14 protein-coding genes are annotated in these 15665 nt (G+C 41.2%); 3 read left to right on the top strand and 11 right to left on the bottom strand.

The features are described from left to right. The 7 genes from atpA to HWE15_RS10570 form a co-directional block, all read right to left on the bottom strand. On the bottom strand, positions 1-1099 hold a 1099-nt coding region (gene atpA, locus HWE15_RS10600), incomplete at its 3' end, for a F0F1 ATP synthase subunit alpha (RefSeq protein WP_290507502.1). Between the two features lie 27 nt (positions 1100-1126). After that, positions 1127-1687: an ATP synthase F1 subunit delta gene (gene atpH, locus HWE15_RS10595; protein ID WP_290507501.1), complete on the bottom strand. Its 561-nt coding sequence runs from the start codon at positions 1685-1687 to the stop codon at positions 1127-1129. A 10-nt stretch (positions 1688-1697) separates the two neighbouring features. Continuing rightward, a complete protein-coding gene (locus HWE15_RS10590) occupies positions 1698-2192 on the bottom strand; it encodes a F0F1 ATP synthase subunit B (RefSeq protein ID WP_290507500.1) in 495 nt (164 codons plus the stop codon). A 77-nt stretch (positions 2193-2269) separates the two neighbouring features. Continuing rightward, positions 2270-2527: an ATP synthase F0 subunit C gene (atpE, locus tag HWE15_RS10585; protein ID WP_026947636.1), complete on the bottom strand. Its 258-nt coding sequence runs from the start codon at positions 2525-2527 to the stop codon at positions 2270-2272. A 38-nt stretch (positions 2528-2565) separates the two neighbouring features. Next, entirely contained in the window at positions 2566-3594 is a 1029-nt protein-coding gene (atpB, locus tag HWE15_RS10580; RefSeq protein ID WP_290507499.1) for a F0F1 ATP synthase subunit A, read from the bottom strand. A 19-nt stretch (positions 3595-3613) separates the two neighbouring features. Continuing rightward, positions 3614-3997, bottom strand: a complete 384-nt coding sequence (locus tag HWE15_RS10575) for a hypothetical protein (RefSeq protein WP_290507498.1) — start codon at positions 3995-3997, stop codon at positions 3614-3616. A gap of 39 nt (positions 3998-4036) precedes the next feature. Continuing rightward, on the bottom strand, positions 4037-4282 hold the full coding sequence (locus tag HWE15_RS10570; RefSeq protein WP_290507497.1) for an AtpZ/AtpI family protein: 246 nt from the start codon (positions 4280-4282) through the stop codon (positions 4037-4039). A 129-nt stretch (positions 4283-4411) separates the two neighbouring features. On the opposite strand from HWE15_RS10570, the gene HWE15_RS10565 reads away from it, so the two are divergent. From HWE15_RS10565 to uvrC, 3 genes are all read left to right on the top strand, one after another. After that, entirely contained in the window at positions 4412-7030 is a 2619-nt protein-coding gene (locus HWE15_RS10565) for a gliding motility protein (RefSeq protein WP_290507496.1), read from the top strand. A 2-nt stretch (positions 7031-7032) separates the two neighbouring features. Then, on the top strand, positions 7033-9336 hold the full coding sequence (locus tag HWE15_RS10560) for a transglycosylase domain-containing protein (RefSeq protein WP_290507495.1): 2304 nt from the start codon (positions 7033-7035) through the stop codon (positions 9334-9336). A gap of 65 nt (positions 9337-9401) precedes the next feature. Next, entirely contained in the window at positions 9402-11210 is a 1809-nt protein-coding gene (gene uvrC, locus HWE15_RS10555) for an excinuclease ABC subunit UvrC (RefSeq protein ID WP_290507494.1), read from the top strand. 13 nt (positions 11211-11223) lie between these two features. Here uvrC and gldN read toward each other — a convergent pair whose 3' ends face one another. Genes gldN through gldK form a run of 4 tightly spaced genes read right to left on the bottom strand, consistent with a single transcriptional unit; the run spans position 11224 to position 15651 of the window. Continuing rightward, on the bottom strand, positions 11224-12039 hold the full coding sequence (gene gldN / locus HWE15_RS10550; RefSeq protein ID WP_290507493.1) for a gliding motility protein GldN: 816 nt from the start codon (positions 12037-12039) through the stop codon (positions 11224-11226). A gap of 24 nt (positions 12040-12063) precedes the next feature. Continuing rightward, positions 12064-13677 (bottom strand): gliding motility protein GldM, encoded by a 1614-nt coding sequence (gene gldM / locus HWE15_RS10545; RefSeq protein WP_290507492.1) that lies wholly within the window; start codon positions 13675-13677, stop codon positions 12064-12066. Positions 13678-13712: 35 nt separating this feature from the next. Continuing rightward, positions 13713-14504 carry a gliding motility protein GldL gene (gene gldL / locus HWE15_RS10540; protein ID WP_290507491.1) on the bottom strand — a complete coding sequence of 264 codons (792 nt, stop codon included), beginning with the start codon at positions 14502-14504 and terminating at the stop codon, positions 13713-13715. 52 nt (positions 14505-14556) lie between these two features. After that, the gene (gene gldK / locus HWE15_RS10535) at positions 14557-15651 is read right to left on the bottom strand and encodes a gliding motility lipoprotein GldK (RefSeq protein WP_290507490.1); all 1095 of its coding nucleotides are present in this window, start codon (positions 15649-15651) and stop codon (positions 14557-14559) included. Positions 15652-15665 lie beyond the last annotated feature (14 nt).

Here is a 15665-nt window from a genome sequence, read left to right as displayed (position 1 = left end):
TCTGACCGTCCGTAATGGAAATTACGTTAGTTGGAATATATGCAGAAACGTCACCTGCCTGAGTTTCGATGATTGGAAGCGCAGTCAAAGAACCTCCACCTTTGACCAATGGCTTGATAGACTCAGGAAGGTCATTCATTTGCTGTGCAATCTCATCAGACTTGTTGATTTTCGCAGCTCTTTCCAACAATCTTGAGTGTAGATAGAACACGTCACCAGGATATGCTTCACGTCCCGGAGGTCTTCTCAACAAAAGAGAAACTTCACGGTAAGCAACAGCTTGCTTAGACAAGTCATCATATACTACCAAAGCAGGACGTCCTGTGTCACGGAAGAATTCTCCGATCGCAGCGCCTGTAAATGGTGCAAAGAACTGCATTGGAGCAGGGTCAGAAGCAGCAGCAGAAACTACTACTGTATAAGGAAGAGCACCACCTTTTTCCAAAGCTGCTACAACACCGGCAACAGTGGACGCCTTCTGTCCTACAGCTACGTAGATACAGAACACAGGCTCACCCTTATCATAAAATTCTTTTTGGTTTAGGATGGTATCAATTACTACCGCTGTCTTACCAGTCTGACGGTCACCGATCACCAATTCCCGCTGTCCTCTACCGATTGGAATCATGGCATCGATAGATTTGATACCAGTTTGAAGAGGCTCAGTTACCGGCTGACGATAGATTACCCCAGGTGCTTTACGCTCCAAAGGCATTTCGTACAAATCACCAGCGATAGGACCTTTTCCGTCGATAGGGTTACCCAAAGTGTCTACTACACGTCCCAACATTCCTTCACCTACTTGGATGGAGGCAATTTTCTTGGTACGCTTAACAGTATCACCTTCTTTGATTGCTTTGGAATCACCAAACAATACCGCACCGACATTGTCCTCTTCCAAGTTCAGAACCATTGCTTTCAGACCATTGTCGAATTCCAGCAATTCGCCGGCCTGAGCCTTAGAAAGTCCATAGATACGAGCTACACCATCCCCTACTTGGAGGACTGTACCCACTTCTTCGAGTTCGGCGGCTGTTCTGGCACCTGAGAGTTGCTCTCTTAGGATTGCCGAAACTTCATCTGGTCTTACTTCTGCCATGATATCGATTGATTAATGCTTTGTAGATTAGATTTTACTTTCGTAATGATTTTGCAAGAATTCTGTTTTCAAAATTCTCAATTTACTGCTCAATGATTCATCGAGCTGTCGGTCATTGACCTTTAGAACAAATCCTCCGATCAAATTCGGATTGATGGATTCTTCCAGAATAACCGTCTTCAAGCCTGAAATTTCTTTCACAATGCTGACGAATTCCTCACGAAGCTTGGCATCGATAGGAAAGGTAGTCGTCAATTGAGCGACCTGAATGGATTTATGCTTATTGTATTGATTTTCAAACTCACTGGCAACGTCCACAAGGATTGATTCCCGGTTTTTTCGGGAAATGATCTCAAAAAAGCTAAGTGTCATTTTCTGAGCCGTTCCAGCAAATAAAGCCTGCAACACCTTGAGCTTTTTGTCAGAAGTAACCACAGGGTTCTTTAGCATCAAGCCCAACTCTCGATTGGATTTCTCCAATGCAGAAAGCCGTTGAAAATCTGCATGTACCTCCTCCAGATTACCTTTTTCAAGGGCCAGTTCCAAAATGGATTTGGCATAGCGGGAGGCTACTCGATGGTTTGACATGGAGGTCGGATTAATTAAGCTTCAAATCTTTCACAAACTCGTCCACCAATGCTTTTTGAGAAGCATCGTCAGCCAAGTTTTTCTTCAATAATTTCTCTGTTACTTCAAGAGTCAATGCAGCCACTTGGTTTTTGACATCCGCAAGGGCAGCTTTTTTCTCAGTTTCGATTACTGCTTTGGCATTTTCGATCAACTGTGCACCTTGTTTTTGCGCTTCGTCTTTCGCCTCTTCAATCATTTTGTTGGAAGCTTCTTGCGCTTTCTTCAAAATGTTATCTCGTTCCAAACGAGCTTCAGCCAAAAGCTTTTCGTTCTCAGCCTTCAGATTAGCCATTTCATTTCGAGCGATCTCTGCTGACTTCAAGGCATTTTCAATACTGCTCTCACGCTCTTCCAAGGCAGCCAACATGGGCTTCCAAGCAAATTTGATCAGAATGAAAAGCAATCCCAGGAAGCCAAAAAGCTGCCAGAAAATAAGACCGGAACCAGGAGTTATCAAATCCATGATATATGATTTAATTCAGTTTGTTCAATAGGGAGAAAGAAAGGGGAAAGGCCTAGCGCCCATCCCCAATCAAATTTTTAGCTGATGCCTGCGATATTCAAAGCAATCAACAAACAGATTACCGCTGCGAACAGGGAAACCACCTCGATCAAAGCTGCGATGATCAACATAGCACCTTGAATCTTACCAGCAGCTTCTGGCTGACGAGCAATAGATTCCATTGCCTGACCACCGATACGACCGATACCAAGTCCTGCGCCAATCGCAACAATACCCGCACCGATACCAGCTCCCATAAGAGCGTAACCAGCAGTCAACAAGATAGACATTAACATAGTAGTTATATTTATAAATTGAACAAAGAAATTCCTAATTAATGATGATCATCGTGTGCATGTTCAGCAACTGCACTGCCGATGTACATCGCTGTAAACAGCGTAAATACATACGCCTGAATAGTCGCTACCAATAACTCGATGATATTAATAAAGGTCACCATCAAGGTACTTACTACCCCGATTGTGTAAGATTCAAAGATGAAAGCCAAAGCGATGAAACCAAGAATCACGATGTGACCTGCCGTGATCGCCACAAACAATCGGACCATCAAGGCAAATGGCTTAGTAAACAAACCGATGATTTCAACTGGCACAATGATCAACAACATTGGAATTGGAACTCCAGGAGTTGCAAACACGTGCTTCCAGTAATCCTTATTTCCATTGACATTGGTAATGATGAATGTCAATACAGCCAAAGTCATTGTAACAGCAATGTTTCCAGTCATGTTAGCTGCACCTGGAAGCAGACCTAGTAGGTTACCAAACCAGATGAATAAGAATAAAGTCAATAGGTAGGGTACGAACTTCTTGTACTTTGGACCAATGGATTTCTGAGCAATCTCATCCCGAACAAAAATTACAATCGGCTCGATGATAGCTGCAGCTCCTTTAGGGGCTACTGCACCGTTCTTTTTATAGTGATTTGCAGCAGATAGCGCTACCAATGCCAAAATGATCATCACAATAAACATCATGACCACATTTTTGGTGATAGAAAGCTCTACGAAACTTGCACCATCAACTCTTCCCAAGTGATCGTGTTCATCAATATAATACCCTTCGTGTGCATATTCTTTGCCGAAAGCATGCGTCTCGTGATTTTGGAAATCAGAAGAACTGAAAAACTCCAATCCACGATCGGAAGAGTAGACAATTACTGGAAGTGGAAGGGTTACATGTGTATGCCCAAACGTCGCAAAATGCCACTCATGCGAATCCTTTACGTGATGCATGATGAAGCTTGTTTTATCTTCCTCAGATCCTGCAGCAAAGGATTGGGTAGTGTTAAACAGCAAAAAAGCTGAAAATAAAAGACTTAGAACCAGAAATTTGCGCGTCATCAACTTCTCTTTTAGAGGGCTACTTCGAAATCGGGCGCAAGTTAGATAGAAAGGCGTAGATATCAAATATTAAGTAGAACAAAAAAATCACAAAGAAATCAGCGATAAACAAAATAATATTTTCCATTCCTGGCCAAACTTCCACTCCAATGAAAACCAATGAGGCGATCAACCTTAGTATCATCGCCAAAACTGAAATTTGGAAGAAATTTTCAGAAAACGCTTTCAGTAAAAAACCATTGAGTAATCCTATTAAAAATGAGAGAATTAGAAGAAAAAAGAAGATTTCCCAGATCCGCTCATGGATAACAGCAGGAAAAACTATTTGAAGACCCAATATCAACAAGGCAAGTAATGCTGAAAGCAGAAAAAACCGGACATGGTTGTTTTGAAGAAACTTCATTAGTCTATTTTTTGGCAAAGGTAGCCTATTTCGCCCAAACTACTGATCCCGCTTCATGGATAGCCATAATTGATAAAAAGCAACGAAAACCGATAAAAAACTGAATAAAAGCAGCCAAAGCGGGAATTTCATCGCGGATTTTTGCTGAACCCACCATCCAAACCAAGTTCCTGCTCCAATAATTGCGAAAAGCTGAAACGAAAGCCCAATGTACTTCACAAAGGTCGGAGGGTTTTGAATGGGCTTCTTTTCTTTTGTATCCGAAGGCTTTTGGGAAGGATTCATTCTCTTAAATTAGGTAAAATTTTCTCCGTGCATCCGGTTATGGCCCTTCTTTTGAAATAAATAGAAATCCCGAATCGTTCCTCTTTTGTCCAATAAAGACTATTTTGCTAATCAATTCTGAAAGTCTGCATGCGTTTTTTAAATAGAGTTCTTTTCCTTTTCCTCCTACTCTTGGCGGCTTGCTCTTCTGAGCGGGACACCTTTACCAATCGGGCTTTTCATAACCTCACATCTCATTACAATGCCTTCTACCTCACTGACGTGAAAATTGAGGAGGTATTAGCAGAAAACAATCAAGGTTATAACGAAGATTACACGCAGGTTTTGCCTGTTTTCATTCCAATTGACTCCGGAGTTATTCAGGGAAATGCTGAAAAGTTGGAATCTGCCAGAGAATTGGCATCCAAAGCGATCGAGTGGCACCGAATTTCGAAGTGGGTGGATGACAGCTATTACTTGTTGGGTAAAATCGATTACCTACAGGCAGATTTTGACGATGCAAAAAACACACTCAAATATGTGAATGTCGAAAGCAAAGATCGAGACCTACGTCATCAGGCATTGATTGGCTTGCTTCGTATTTATGTGGACTTAGGAGAAATTGAAAACGCCAATTTCACCATCGATTACCTTTCCAAAGAACAACGAATTTCTGACGACAACCGCTTCGAGTTGTATAGAACCCTCGCCTATTACTACGAAAAGCGAAATGATCAAAATGGGATAATCGGGGCATTGGACCGGGCCATTGAATATTCAAAAAACAAAAAAGAAGCCTCCCGCATTTATTTTATCCTTGCCCAGCGCTACCAACGGGAAGGATTGGACAACTTGGCCTACGATTTTTATAACAAAGCTCAAGAAGGAAACCCTCCTTACGAGCGTGCTTTTTTTGCACAACTATATGCGCAGCAAGTGGCAGAGCTAAATGCCAGTAAAGACTTACGGAAGGTCCGCAACTACTATGAAGCACTCTACAAGGACCCTAAAAACAAAGATTTGAAAGATGTAGTCGTTTACGAGCGGGCTCTTTTTGAAGAAAAACAAGGAGATTTACCCCTCACTGTAGATTTACTACATCAAGCGGCAAAGGAACCAGGTAGCAATCCAAGACTCAAGGGATATATCTATCAAAAACTAGCGTCGATTTATTTGGATGAATACAGCGATTATCGGGCAACGAAATATTATTTGGATTCTGCCCTCACTTATATAAAGCCTACCGATCCTGTCGCCAGTCAAATTGCCAGTCAAAAAGAAGTACTCGATCAGTTCGTTTTTCATGTAGAGCGAATTCAAAGCAATGATAGCTTGATCCGATTGAGTGGTCTAAGCGAAGAGGAGCAGCGGCAGATTGCCGAGCAGTTTATTCGAAAAGAGGAAGAACGCCTATTAGCCGAAGCAAGGGAAAAAGAACAACCTAAAAGCAGCAGTATTTTTGACAACCTTTTGGCCTTTTCCGATAAAGGATCCGGTTCTACATTTTACTTTGATAATGCGGTCGCCATGCAGCAAGGGGCCATTGATTTTCGGAGAACTTGGGGTAATCGCCCGCTTCAGGATAATTGGAGAAGAAGCGCAGCTATTTTTCAAAGCAGTACTGCGAGCCAACCGGAATCAAAAGCAGATTCACTCAGCTCAGAAGAGGAAAACAATCTCCTAAGTCAGCTCCCTGATATTGAAAGCTTATTAGATCAAATACCGCAAGGAGAAGAAGAAATTGCCAGCCTAAATGAGGAGCTGGAAGAATCTTATTTCGAATTGGGTAAACTGCTCTATTTCGACTTGGAGGAAGTAGAGGCTAGTATCGATAATTTGGAAGTTTTGGTACGTGAGTATCCTACTAGTAGTAGAAAACCAGAAGCCTATTATTTATTATATCTCGCCCAAAAGGATCGGGGCGGAAACTTCCAGCAATATGTCAGTAGGCTCAACCGGGAATATCCAGAATCCCAATACACCTTCTCGGTAAATAATCCGGATGCCGCCTCGGGTAATTTGGCCTATTTAGCTTCATCCAAAAATTACGAAGATGCCTATGACCTTTATTATAAAGACCAATACCGGCAAGCGAGACAATTGATTCTTAAAACCTTGGAAGAATATCCCTTGACCAGGAATACAGAGCGTCTTTTGCTCCTCGACATTATGGTAACCGGAAAAATTGAAAGCAAAGACCGATTCCGAAACCGATTGGAAACATATATTGAAAATTCTCAAGATGAACAATTGGTAGAATTGGCAAGGAATATGCTAAAACCCTTGCTAACAAAAGAAGAACTTGCAGCATTAAGTCCAGTAGATTCTACAGCCCTGGATTCAGCAAATCAAGTGTTGACTTCAGCCGACTCAACAGACAATCGACCAAATTTGGTAGATTCGCCATTCAAAATAAATGAAGGCCAAACTCATATTATGGTTTTGGTAATGAGTCCGGAAGAGGCTGAGCAAGCGCAAGGAGTAATAAATGACCTGGAAAATTTCCATGCAAAAAATTTCTCAAATGCGAGGCTTCGCACAGGCAATATGAATATGAATCAGGAAAATGCCATTTTCATCATTAGCCCATTTAGTGACGCTGAAAAAGCAAAAGCTTACTATAATAAATTCATGGAAGACTTTGAGTCTTCAACAATTACAGAAGAAATCAAGAAAAATGCCTTTTTCATTTCGATTGAAAACTTCCAGACACTAAATCGAACTAAAAATATTGACGAATACCGAACCTTCTTCAAGGCCGTCTATTAATTATGAGTAAATCAAAAAAACCAACTACCCCAACTTGGGTGAATAAGACCATTAAAATTCTTTGGATTGCCTTCGCCGCGGGCGTTTTGGGGTTCATTGTTTTTGTTTGGATGGTCAGCGTGAATTTTTTAGGGCTTTTTGGACCGCTACCTGACTTCAAGGCCTTGGAAAACCCTGATACAGAAGTCGCTTCCGAACTCTACTCAGCAGATGGGGTTTTGCTAGGTACATATTACCGAGAAAACAGAAGTCCTGTCACATACAATGAACTTTCTCCCAATCTTGTCAATGCGCTTATTGCCACAGAAGATGTGCGATTTGAAGATCACTCTGGGATTGATCTAAAAGCCATGATTCGGGTTTTTGTAAAATCCATCCTTTTAGGACAAGATGCAGGTGGTGGTTCCACCTTGAGTCAGCAAACCGCAAAAAACCTATTCAAAACTCGAACAGATGCCAATCAGGGTCTATTAAGCTCGGTACCGGGCTTGCGGATGCTTATCATCAAAACTAAAGAATGGATTGTAGCTACCCAATTGGAGAAGGCTTATACAAAAAAGGAAATTTTAACGCTCTACCTGAATACCTCTGAATTCGGCTCCAATGCTTACGGAATCAAAACGGCATCAGAGACCTTCTTCAATAAGCAACCTTCTGAATTGAATCTTCAAGAAGCAGCCGTATTGGTAGGCTTATTTAAAGCACCAACCTATTACTCCCCGGTTTATAATCCGGATAATTCACTTCGAAGAAGAAACACGGTACTCTCACAAATGGTGAAGAATGATGCGCTTTCTGAAACGGAGTACGATTCCATTTCCCAACTTCCCATTGAATTGGATTACAATGTCGCCAACCACAACAAGGGCTTGGCAACCTATTTTCGCGAAATCCTTAAAGCCGATCTATTAAAATGGACCAAGGAAAACCTAAAGCCTGACGGTTCTTCATATGATCTCTTTGGGGATGGATTAAGAATTTACACTACCATCGATAGCAGAATGCAACGCTATGCAGAAGAAGCGGTAGCCGAGCATATGAAAGAATTGCAAAAAGCTTTTTACAAAGAAATGAATGGTCGGGAACCTTGGGTGGATAGTGAAAACCGTGTGATTCCTAACTTCATCGAAACGGCAGTGAAGCGAACAGAAGCTTACCGATTATTAAAACTTCGCTATAAAAACGATGAGGATTCCATTAACATTAAACTCAATGAGAAAAAACCAATGAGGGTTTTTTCCTGGGAGGGGGAAATCGACACGCTCATGAGCACGATGGATTCTTTGCGGTACTACAAGAAGTTTCTTCAGACAGGCTTAATGAGTATGGATCCTCATACTGGTCATATCAAAGCATGGGTTGGAGGAATTGATCACAAATACTTCAAGTTTGACCATGTTAAACAGGGGAAACGACAGCCTGGATCCACTTTCAAGCCTTTTGTTTATGCAGCAGCCATTGAAAATGGTTACAGTCCTTGCTATTCCGTAATCGATCAGCCTGTGGAAGTTTTCATCCCCGGTCAGCCGGCTTGGAGTCCTTCCAATGCCAATGGAGAGTTCACTTATGAAAAAATGACGATCCGAAAGGCAATGGCTCAATCCGTCAATTCTATCACAGCTTATATGATGAAGAAGCTGAGCCCAAAAGTGGTGGTTGAAACCGCAAAACGAATTGGCGTAACCAGTGATTTGGAAGAAGTCCCAGCACTTTCCTTGGGGGTAAACGATGTATCTGTTTTCGAAATGGTTGGAGCTTTTGGAACCTTTGTCAATAAAGGAGAATATACAACCCCCTTCTACATCGATCGAATTGAAGACAAGAATGGAAATGTCATTCAACAGTTTACGCCTAAAAAACGCCCGGCTATGAGTGAGGAACATGCGTACCTGATGACCTACATGCTTCGAGGGGGTTTTGAAGAAGAATCAGGAACCAGTCAAGGGGTGCCTTGGAGTCTTCGTGAAGGAAATGAATTGGGAGGAAAAACAGGGACTACCCAAAATGCATCCGATGGATGGTATATGGGCATCAGCAAAGACTTGGTTTCCGGCGTATGGGTCGGTGGAGATGACCGGGCTATTCACTTCCGAAGCTGGATAGCCGGCCAAGGTAGCCGGACAGCACGGCCAGTCTGGGTAAAATACATGGAAAAAGTCTATGCCGATAAAGACCTAGGCTATACAAAAGGTCCTTTCCCTCGTCCCGAGCGACCATTAAGCATTGAAATTGATTGCGATGTCTATGAGCAGGAAAGCCAACGATTCGTGGATTTTGATTACGATGCCAAAAAGAACGACTTTTAAATTCAAATAATTATTCGCGTTAAAAAAACAGCTTTCCTTCAAAGCTGTTTTTTTAATTTAGGCTTATGGAATCTTCTTCCTTTCAACCCGATGAATATAACCTTCTCCCCGATCATCCAGGGGTTTACAAATATTTCAATACCGAAGGAGAATTAATCTATGTCGGAAAGGCAAAAAGCCTAAAGAAGCGGGTCAGCAGCTACTTCAATAAAAACACAGGAGTCAACCTTAAGACTCGACGGATGGTTCGGGAAATTAAACGGATTGAAATCACCCTGGTTAATTCCGAGTTTGATGCGCTTTTGTTGGAGAATAACCTGATCAAAAAATCCCAACCGAAGTACAATATTTTACTTCGGGATGATAAAACCTACCCCTATTTACTAGTAACCAAAGAGCATTTCCCCCGAATTTTTCAGACCCGAAAAATGATTCCTGGAAGAGGAACCTATTACGGACCCTTTGCAAGTGTCAAAGCCATGAATAATGTATTGGATTTGATTCGATCCTTATTCACAATCCGAACTTGCAAACTGGATCTCTCTCCCTATAAAGTCCAGGAAGGGAAATACAAAGTCTGCCTCGAATATCATATTGGCAATTGCCAAGGGCCTTGCGTTGGCTTACAAAAAGAATCGGATTACCTCAAAGATTTGGATCAAGCTAAACATATTCTTAAGGGGAATCTAGGCTTACCCAAAGCCTATTTCAAACAGGAAATGCAGAAATTCGCAGAAAACCTGGAATTCGAAAAAGCACAGCGAGCAAAGGAAAAACTGGATTTATTGGAGAAATATCAAGCCAAATCCCTTGTTGCCAATCCTTCCATCCACAATCACGATGTCTGTACGATCGTATCAGATGAGAAATATGCTTATGTTAATTACATGCGGGTTAAAAATGGAGCTTTAATCGTCTCTAAGAATGTAGAACTCAAAAAGAAACTCGATGAAACTGGAGAGGAACTTTTACTAACTGCCTTGATTCGATTACAAGATCAGTTTCAAAGTGATGCGGAAGAGGTCTTGGTTCCTTTTGAAATCCAAAACCCCATTGATGGATTAAATCTAGTTAATCCGAAAATTGGCGACAAAAAGAAGCTAATTGAACTATCCTTAAAGAATGCTCGATTCTACAAACAAGAAAAAGCGCTTCTTCAGGGGCTGAATAAAGACAAAAAAGACCGAGTCATCCGTCAACTTCAAGAGGACCTGAGTTTACCGGATATACCTGATCATATTGAATGCTTCGATAACTCCAACATTCAAGGAAGTAGCCCGGTGGGGAGTATGGTTTGTTTTTTAAATGGCAAACCAGCCGTGAAAGAGTACCTCCATTTCCACATCAAAACTGTAATTGGAGCAAATGATTTTGCAAGCATGAAAGAAATTGTGGGGAGACGTTACAAACGCTTATTGGAAGAGGGAAAAAGCCTTCCCAAATTGATTGTGATTGATGGGGGAAAAGGACAGCTTTCAGCAGCGGTAGAAGCATTACAGGAACTTGGGATCTACGGAAAAATGCCCATTATTGGAATTGCAAAGAGATTGGAGGAAATTTATTTCCCAGGGGACATGTATCCTATTCACATCGATAAAAAATCAGAAAGCTTACGGCTTTTACAACGAATCCGAGATGAAGCGCATCGTTTTGCTATAACTTTTCACCGAAAAGTACGAAGCAAAAATGCATTTGGAACTCAGCTGACAGCAATCCCAGGAATCGGGGAAACCACAGCCAATAAACTACTTAAACATTTCAAATCGGTAAAAAAGATTAAGGAAGCTAGCGAAGAGGAAATTGCAGCAGTAATCGGGAAAAGCAGAGCAAAGGAATTATCGGAATGGATAGAAAAAAATAAAGGGAGCGATTAGGCTCCCTTTATTATTACCATTCCCAGAGGGAATTTTCAAATTCTAATAGTTTGTACTCAAAGGCCAAAGCATCCAAATAAGATTGCATTTCTGGATTCGGATGATCAGGGTTGACCATATCTGCTATCAATGCCTCATCTGGATTTGTAAATCTCCTCACAACTGATCTAAACAAACGTGTATCGAATGCTTGGTCATAGGTCAAGCTCTTTGATAGGTTTTGGAAATTAATCCATCTAGCTTCAGGATGATCCTTAAAGTAATTGTAGAAATCTTTGTATCGGATATAGCCAATGGTCTTTTCACCAGCATTTGAGTTTGTTTGAGAAGGCATTACCAGATGGATGAATTTTACATCAAAAACCATATCTGAATGGTGCTTATCAAAAACAAAGTCTTCTTTGAAATCCAGATAATACAATTGCTTCACGAAAATACTATCTCCCAATGCATTCAACCAGAAGTTCTCTTGGAACTCAGCAATGGAAAGCGGTTGCGTAAAATCTTCATCTCTAAAAACCTCTAAAGCGTTTTCTTCAACTACCGCCTTATAGATTTGGTTGATAATTCCATTGGTTTTGGTATCACCGGAACCATAGAGTGAAAGGTTATACTTTTCACGAAGGTCAATTCTCCTCCAAACACCGATTTGATACATTTTATCATCTTCGCGAATCCGCTTGGACGAAAAAATAGTATCCATCTGAAACTGACGGTCGCCATATCCTGAAGGATTAACGCTTGTCGCGACCTGTGCTTGGGCTTCAAATGTCCAAGACACAGCTGCCATCAAGATGATAACTAGGGAATATTGAAGGATCTTTTTCATAATCTTTAAACTTTTCGACGCTTATTATTTAATCGCGATACGAATAATTTGTCTTAACTCAGAAGGAATCTTATTACCTCTAAAGTTGGTACGAGTTACTTGGTTTACTTCGATCACGATATCGTCCCCAGGCCGGGCACTTTCAAGCAATTGACGCATAGCAAGGTTGTTTCCAGAAGAAATCCTTACGGTCTGTCTTGGAACCTCGTTTCGAAGCAATCGAAGTTCACCTCCTGTTACTTCAAAGTTTGCATCTTTAGCCATTGTTCTACCAAATGTTGGTTCCGGAACTGCTCGTAATTGTAACCCAGTCAAAGAACCAATTGCCTGCGCTTGTGCAATATCAACTGGACTTCCATTAGACATGGTAGGAACAAGTGATGGAGCAGGCACAGGCTTAATATCAAACGTTACGTCGTCGATTTTATTTCCACCTGAACTTACACCGATCGTGACTTTACCAGTTGCACCTGGAATAATTGTCACTTGACCTGGAGAATTTCCTTTGATAGCTTGTCCATTGCTGACATTGAACTCAGGCGCATAGGTATTTCCCAAGGCTGGAACTTCAATTAACAATTCATTCGCACAATCAGCATACAATTGCTGCACAACCTCTGAAGAAACTTTTACAACTGGTTGCGCAACGAAGTATTCATATTCAACTGGCAAAACTTGATCTTCACCACCGATGTTGGTTACAATTTCACCAGACAATACCCGTCTAGCCAAACCTCTATCATCATATTCTGAAGCAGGAGTTGCAGTAAATTCAATTCTACCAAATCCTTTCTCGTCCACTTCGATTTGACGACCGTCCAAGGACATGGCAGGACGAGCAGAGGAGGAAGAAGAAGCAATAAACATAGTTGCTTCGAATTTAGTACCTGCTGCTACAATATTCGAAACAGCAGAAATCTTTGCTTCTGTAATATCGGCTTTGAAATAAAATGAACCGATAGTGTTTGCAATGTTTGTCAAAGCCTCACTTTCAATATTCAATACTTCATTTTGATATTGAGAAAGCAAAGCCAATACGGCTCCTACTGGAGACTTCACGAAGTTCAATGCAACGAAACTTTTCCCATTAACTTCTCGATTATTTGCAAAAAGCGGAATTTCTGATGCATCTAAGGCAATTCGCTCAAATTTCAAATCTGTAATTCCAACACTGGAAAGGATTTCTTCAACTTTAGCGGGATACGCATTGAGCGTTTCTTTCAATTCTTCTCCCTTACCGGAATTCACAAACATGTTTCCAGCAACTTCAGTATTTTTCAACGCTGCATTGACGAAATTACCTTCGTCATTTTTTGCATTGGATTGCTCAATCAAATCTCGCTTCAAAACCTCCAAGTAATCATAAATTTCTTTGGAAGCTTCACGAATTTGCTGTGCTGCAGCAACTTTAGGAACGTCTCGCTCATTATTCCCCTGCTGCTCTACAGTATACTCAATCGAACTAACCGCATTTTGGTTATCTAATATGTAATTGCGGGAGGTTCGCTCCATCCCATCATTGATGAGGATAAATTTCTGGAGGATCTGGTTACTTACCTGGAGGGCCAATAGGGCCGTCAAAACCAGGTACATCATCCCGATCATCCGCTGTCTAGGTGTCTCTTTTACTCCTGCCATTGGTTTGGTTTATCAGTTTAGATGATTGGAATTGATTACCCTTTCATGGCTGAAAGCATACCACCATAGATTTTGTTGAGTGAGCTTACGTTAGCATTCAATTTTGCTAATTCATTTTTGAATGCCTCTGTTTCCTTACCAGCTGCAGTAATTCCCTCCATAGCAGTAGTCATATTAGAATAGAACTTATTCAAGGCCTTCACGTGACTGTTGGCATCTTGCAATTCAAGTTCATACACTGCATTAAGTGCGGAAAGGTTCTGAGTAACTGTTTTTACCTGGTTATGATATTCTTTTGCATCCTGAGAAGCAGCAGACATTTCGGTAAGAGCTGCAGCAGTTTTTCCATAAGAAGAATTCATATCCACCAAAGTCTTTGCCGCAGCCTTTACGTTAGTTGCATATTCATTGGTTGCTACTGCTGCATCAGCAAGACTTCCCATTTTTTCGGCTGAAGACGCCAAATTCTGCATTCCTTTTCCAAGGCTCTCAATGAGTTCTGGACCCACTTTCGCTTTGGAAAGCATATCATCTAATTTTTGAGTAACCCCATCAGATGCAGCTACTTTACTTTTTGCTGGTCTACCTGAACCTTCACCTCCGGCTAGCTCAGGATAAACTTTTGTCCAATCTACTTCTTGAGGTCTTGGCTCGAAAGCTGAAAGGAAGAAAATTAAAGCCTCAGTACTCAAACCGACACCAATCATAATGTTGGCACCTTGCCAGTCCAAGATTTTGAACATCGCACCGAGAATTACGACAGCCGCGCCAATACCATAGATCTTAGGCATGACGTTGGAATAAAAGAAGTTGCTTTTGCTAGCCATTTTAAGTGTTAGAGTTAAGGTTTGGTTTTTTAAAAAGGGTTGAGTTTAAATATTATCGTCTTCTACGCTTGTTGGTCTTAACATCCATAGAACCTGAACGACCAATAAAGGTCATTACTGTACGGAAACCGATGTGAGCTTGCGCTACGTCTTGGTATTCATAAGTTCTAGTCGAAGTTTCCAAATAATGCGCAATGTCTTTCCAGCTACCGCCACGAATAATTTTTCGAGGCTCAGTTTCTACGTCATATACAGGATCCAAATCCCAAGTAAGTGTTCTTGATGTAGGAGAATAAGCGTCCATCACCCACTCGGCTACGTTGCCAGACATGTTGTAAAGACCAAATCCATTAGGGGCAAAAACATCCACAGGTGCAGTATATGAAAAACCATCATCAATATAATTACCTCTACCTGGCTTGAAGTTTGCCATCAAACAACCTCGTTTATTCTTCAAATAAGGACCTCCCCAAGGGTATTTGGCAACATCTTTTCCTCCTTTTGCTGCATATTCCCATTCTGCTTCAGTTGGTAAACGGAAGCTAGGCATGTCAAAATCATATTCATCATTTGCATTCATGAAGTAGGTTCTCCATTCGCAATATTGTTTTGCTTGATCCCAAGTAATCCCTACTACAGGATAATTGTCGAATGCAGGGTGATCAAAATAAAATTCCATCAAAGGATCTCCATAATGGAAAGTAAAGCTAGTAGACCAAACAGTAGTGTCTGGCTTCAGCTCTTCCAAATTAAATTGCGGCTCTTCTTTCAAAGTAGTCGGAGTCCCATAAGTCAATTCTCCATTTCGAACTGACTCCAAAAACTGTCTATACTTATTATTAGAAACCTCATATTTATCCATAAAAAATTCAGATACGGTAATCTGCTTGTTCATGGAAGATTGTGAAAAAGCGATGTCTTCGTCAGACTGTCCCATCCAAAAAGTACCGGCCTTCACAGGTACCATATCATAAGGGAGGTTTTGTTGCCACTGTGCCCGCTTAGGAACACCGGTCACTTCGCCTCTTCTGTTCAATTTTTCACTGGCTGATCCCTTCTTATTAAAAAGACCACAACCCGGAAGAATTGTAGCGATCGCAAGACCCAAAGTAATGCTCGCCAAGCGTAGATTAATTTTATTATACATAAATGACATTTTTT

This window comes from Algoriphagus sp. (genome assembly GCF_013373065.1).
Classification (GTDB): domain Bacteria; phylum Bacteroidota; class Bacteroidia; order Cytophagales; family Cyclobacteriaceae; genus Algoriphagus.
This window is presented reverse-complemented; position numbering and strand designations above follow the sequence as displayed.

Bases quoted from the DNA above. Each gene is read 5' to 3' on its own strand.
- atpH (WP_290507501.1), bottom strand. From the start codon at position 1,687: ATGTCAAACCATCGAGTAGCCTCCCGCTATGCCAAATCCATTTTGGAA.
- HWE15_RS10590 (WP_290507500.1), bottom strand. From the start codon at position 2,192: ATGGATTTGATAACTCCTGGTTCCGGTCTTATTTTCTGGCAGCTTTTT.
- atpE (WP_026947636.1), bottom strand. From the start codon at position 2,527: ATGTTAATGTCTATCTTGTTGACTGCTGGTTACGCTCTTATGGGAGCT.
- atpB (WP_290507499.1), bottom strand. From the start codon at position 3,594: ATGACGCGCAAATTTCTGGTTCTAAGTCTTTTATTTTCAGCTTTTTTG.
- HWE15_RS10575 (WP_290507498.1), bottom strand. From the start codon at position 3,997: ATGAAGTTTCTTCAAAACAACCATGTCCGGTTTTTTCTGCTTTCAGCA.
- HWE15_RS10570 (WP_290507497.1), bottom strand. From the start codon at position 4,282: ATGAATCCTTCCCAAAAGCCTTCGGATACAAAAGAAAAGAAGCCCATT.
- HWE15_RS10565 (WP_290507496.1), top strand. From the start codon at position 4,412: ATGCGTTTTTTAAATAGAGTTCTTTTCCTTTTCCTCCTACTCTTGGCG.
- HWE15_RS10560 (WP_290507495.1), top strand. From the start codon at position 7,033: ATGAGTAAATCAAAAAAACCAACTACCCCAACTTGGGTGAATAAGACC.
- uvrC (WP_290507494.1), top strand. From the start codon at position 9,402: ATGGAATCTTCTTCCTTTCAACCCGATGAATATAACCTTCTCCCCGAT.
- gldN (WP_290507493.1), bottom strand. From the start codon at position 12,039: ATGAAAAAGATCCTTCAATATTCCCTAGTTATCATCTTGATGGCAGCT.
- gldM (WP_290507492.1), bottom strand. From the start codon at position 13,677: ATGGCAGGAGTAAAAGAGACACCTAGACAGCGGATGATCGGGATGATG.
- gldL (WP_290507491.1), bottom strand. From the start codon at position 14,504: ATGGCTAGCAAAAGCAACTTCTTTTATTCCAACGTCATGCCTAAGATC.
- gldK (WP_290507490.1), bottom strand. From the start codon at position 15,651: ATGTATAATAAAATTAATCTACGCTTGGCGAGCATTACTTTGGGTCTT.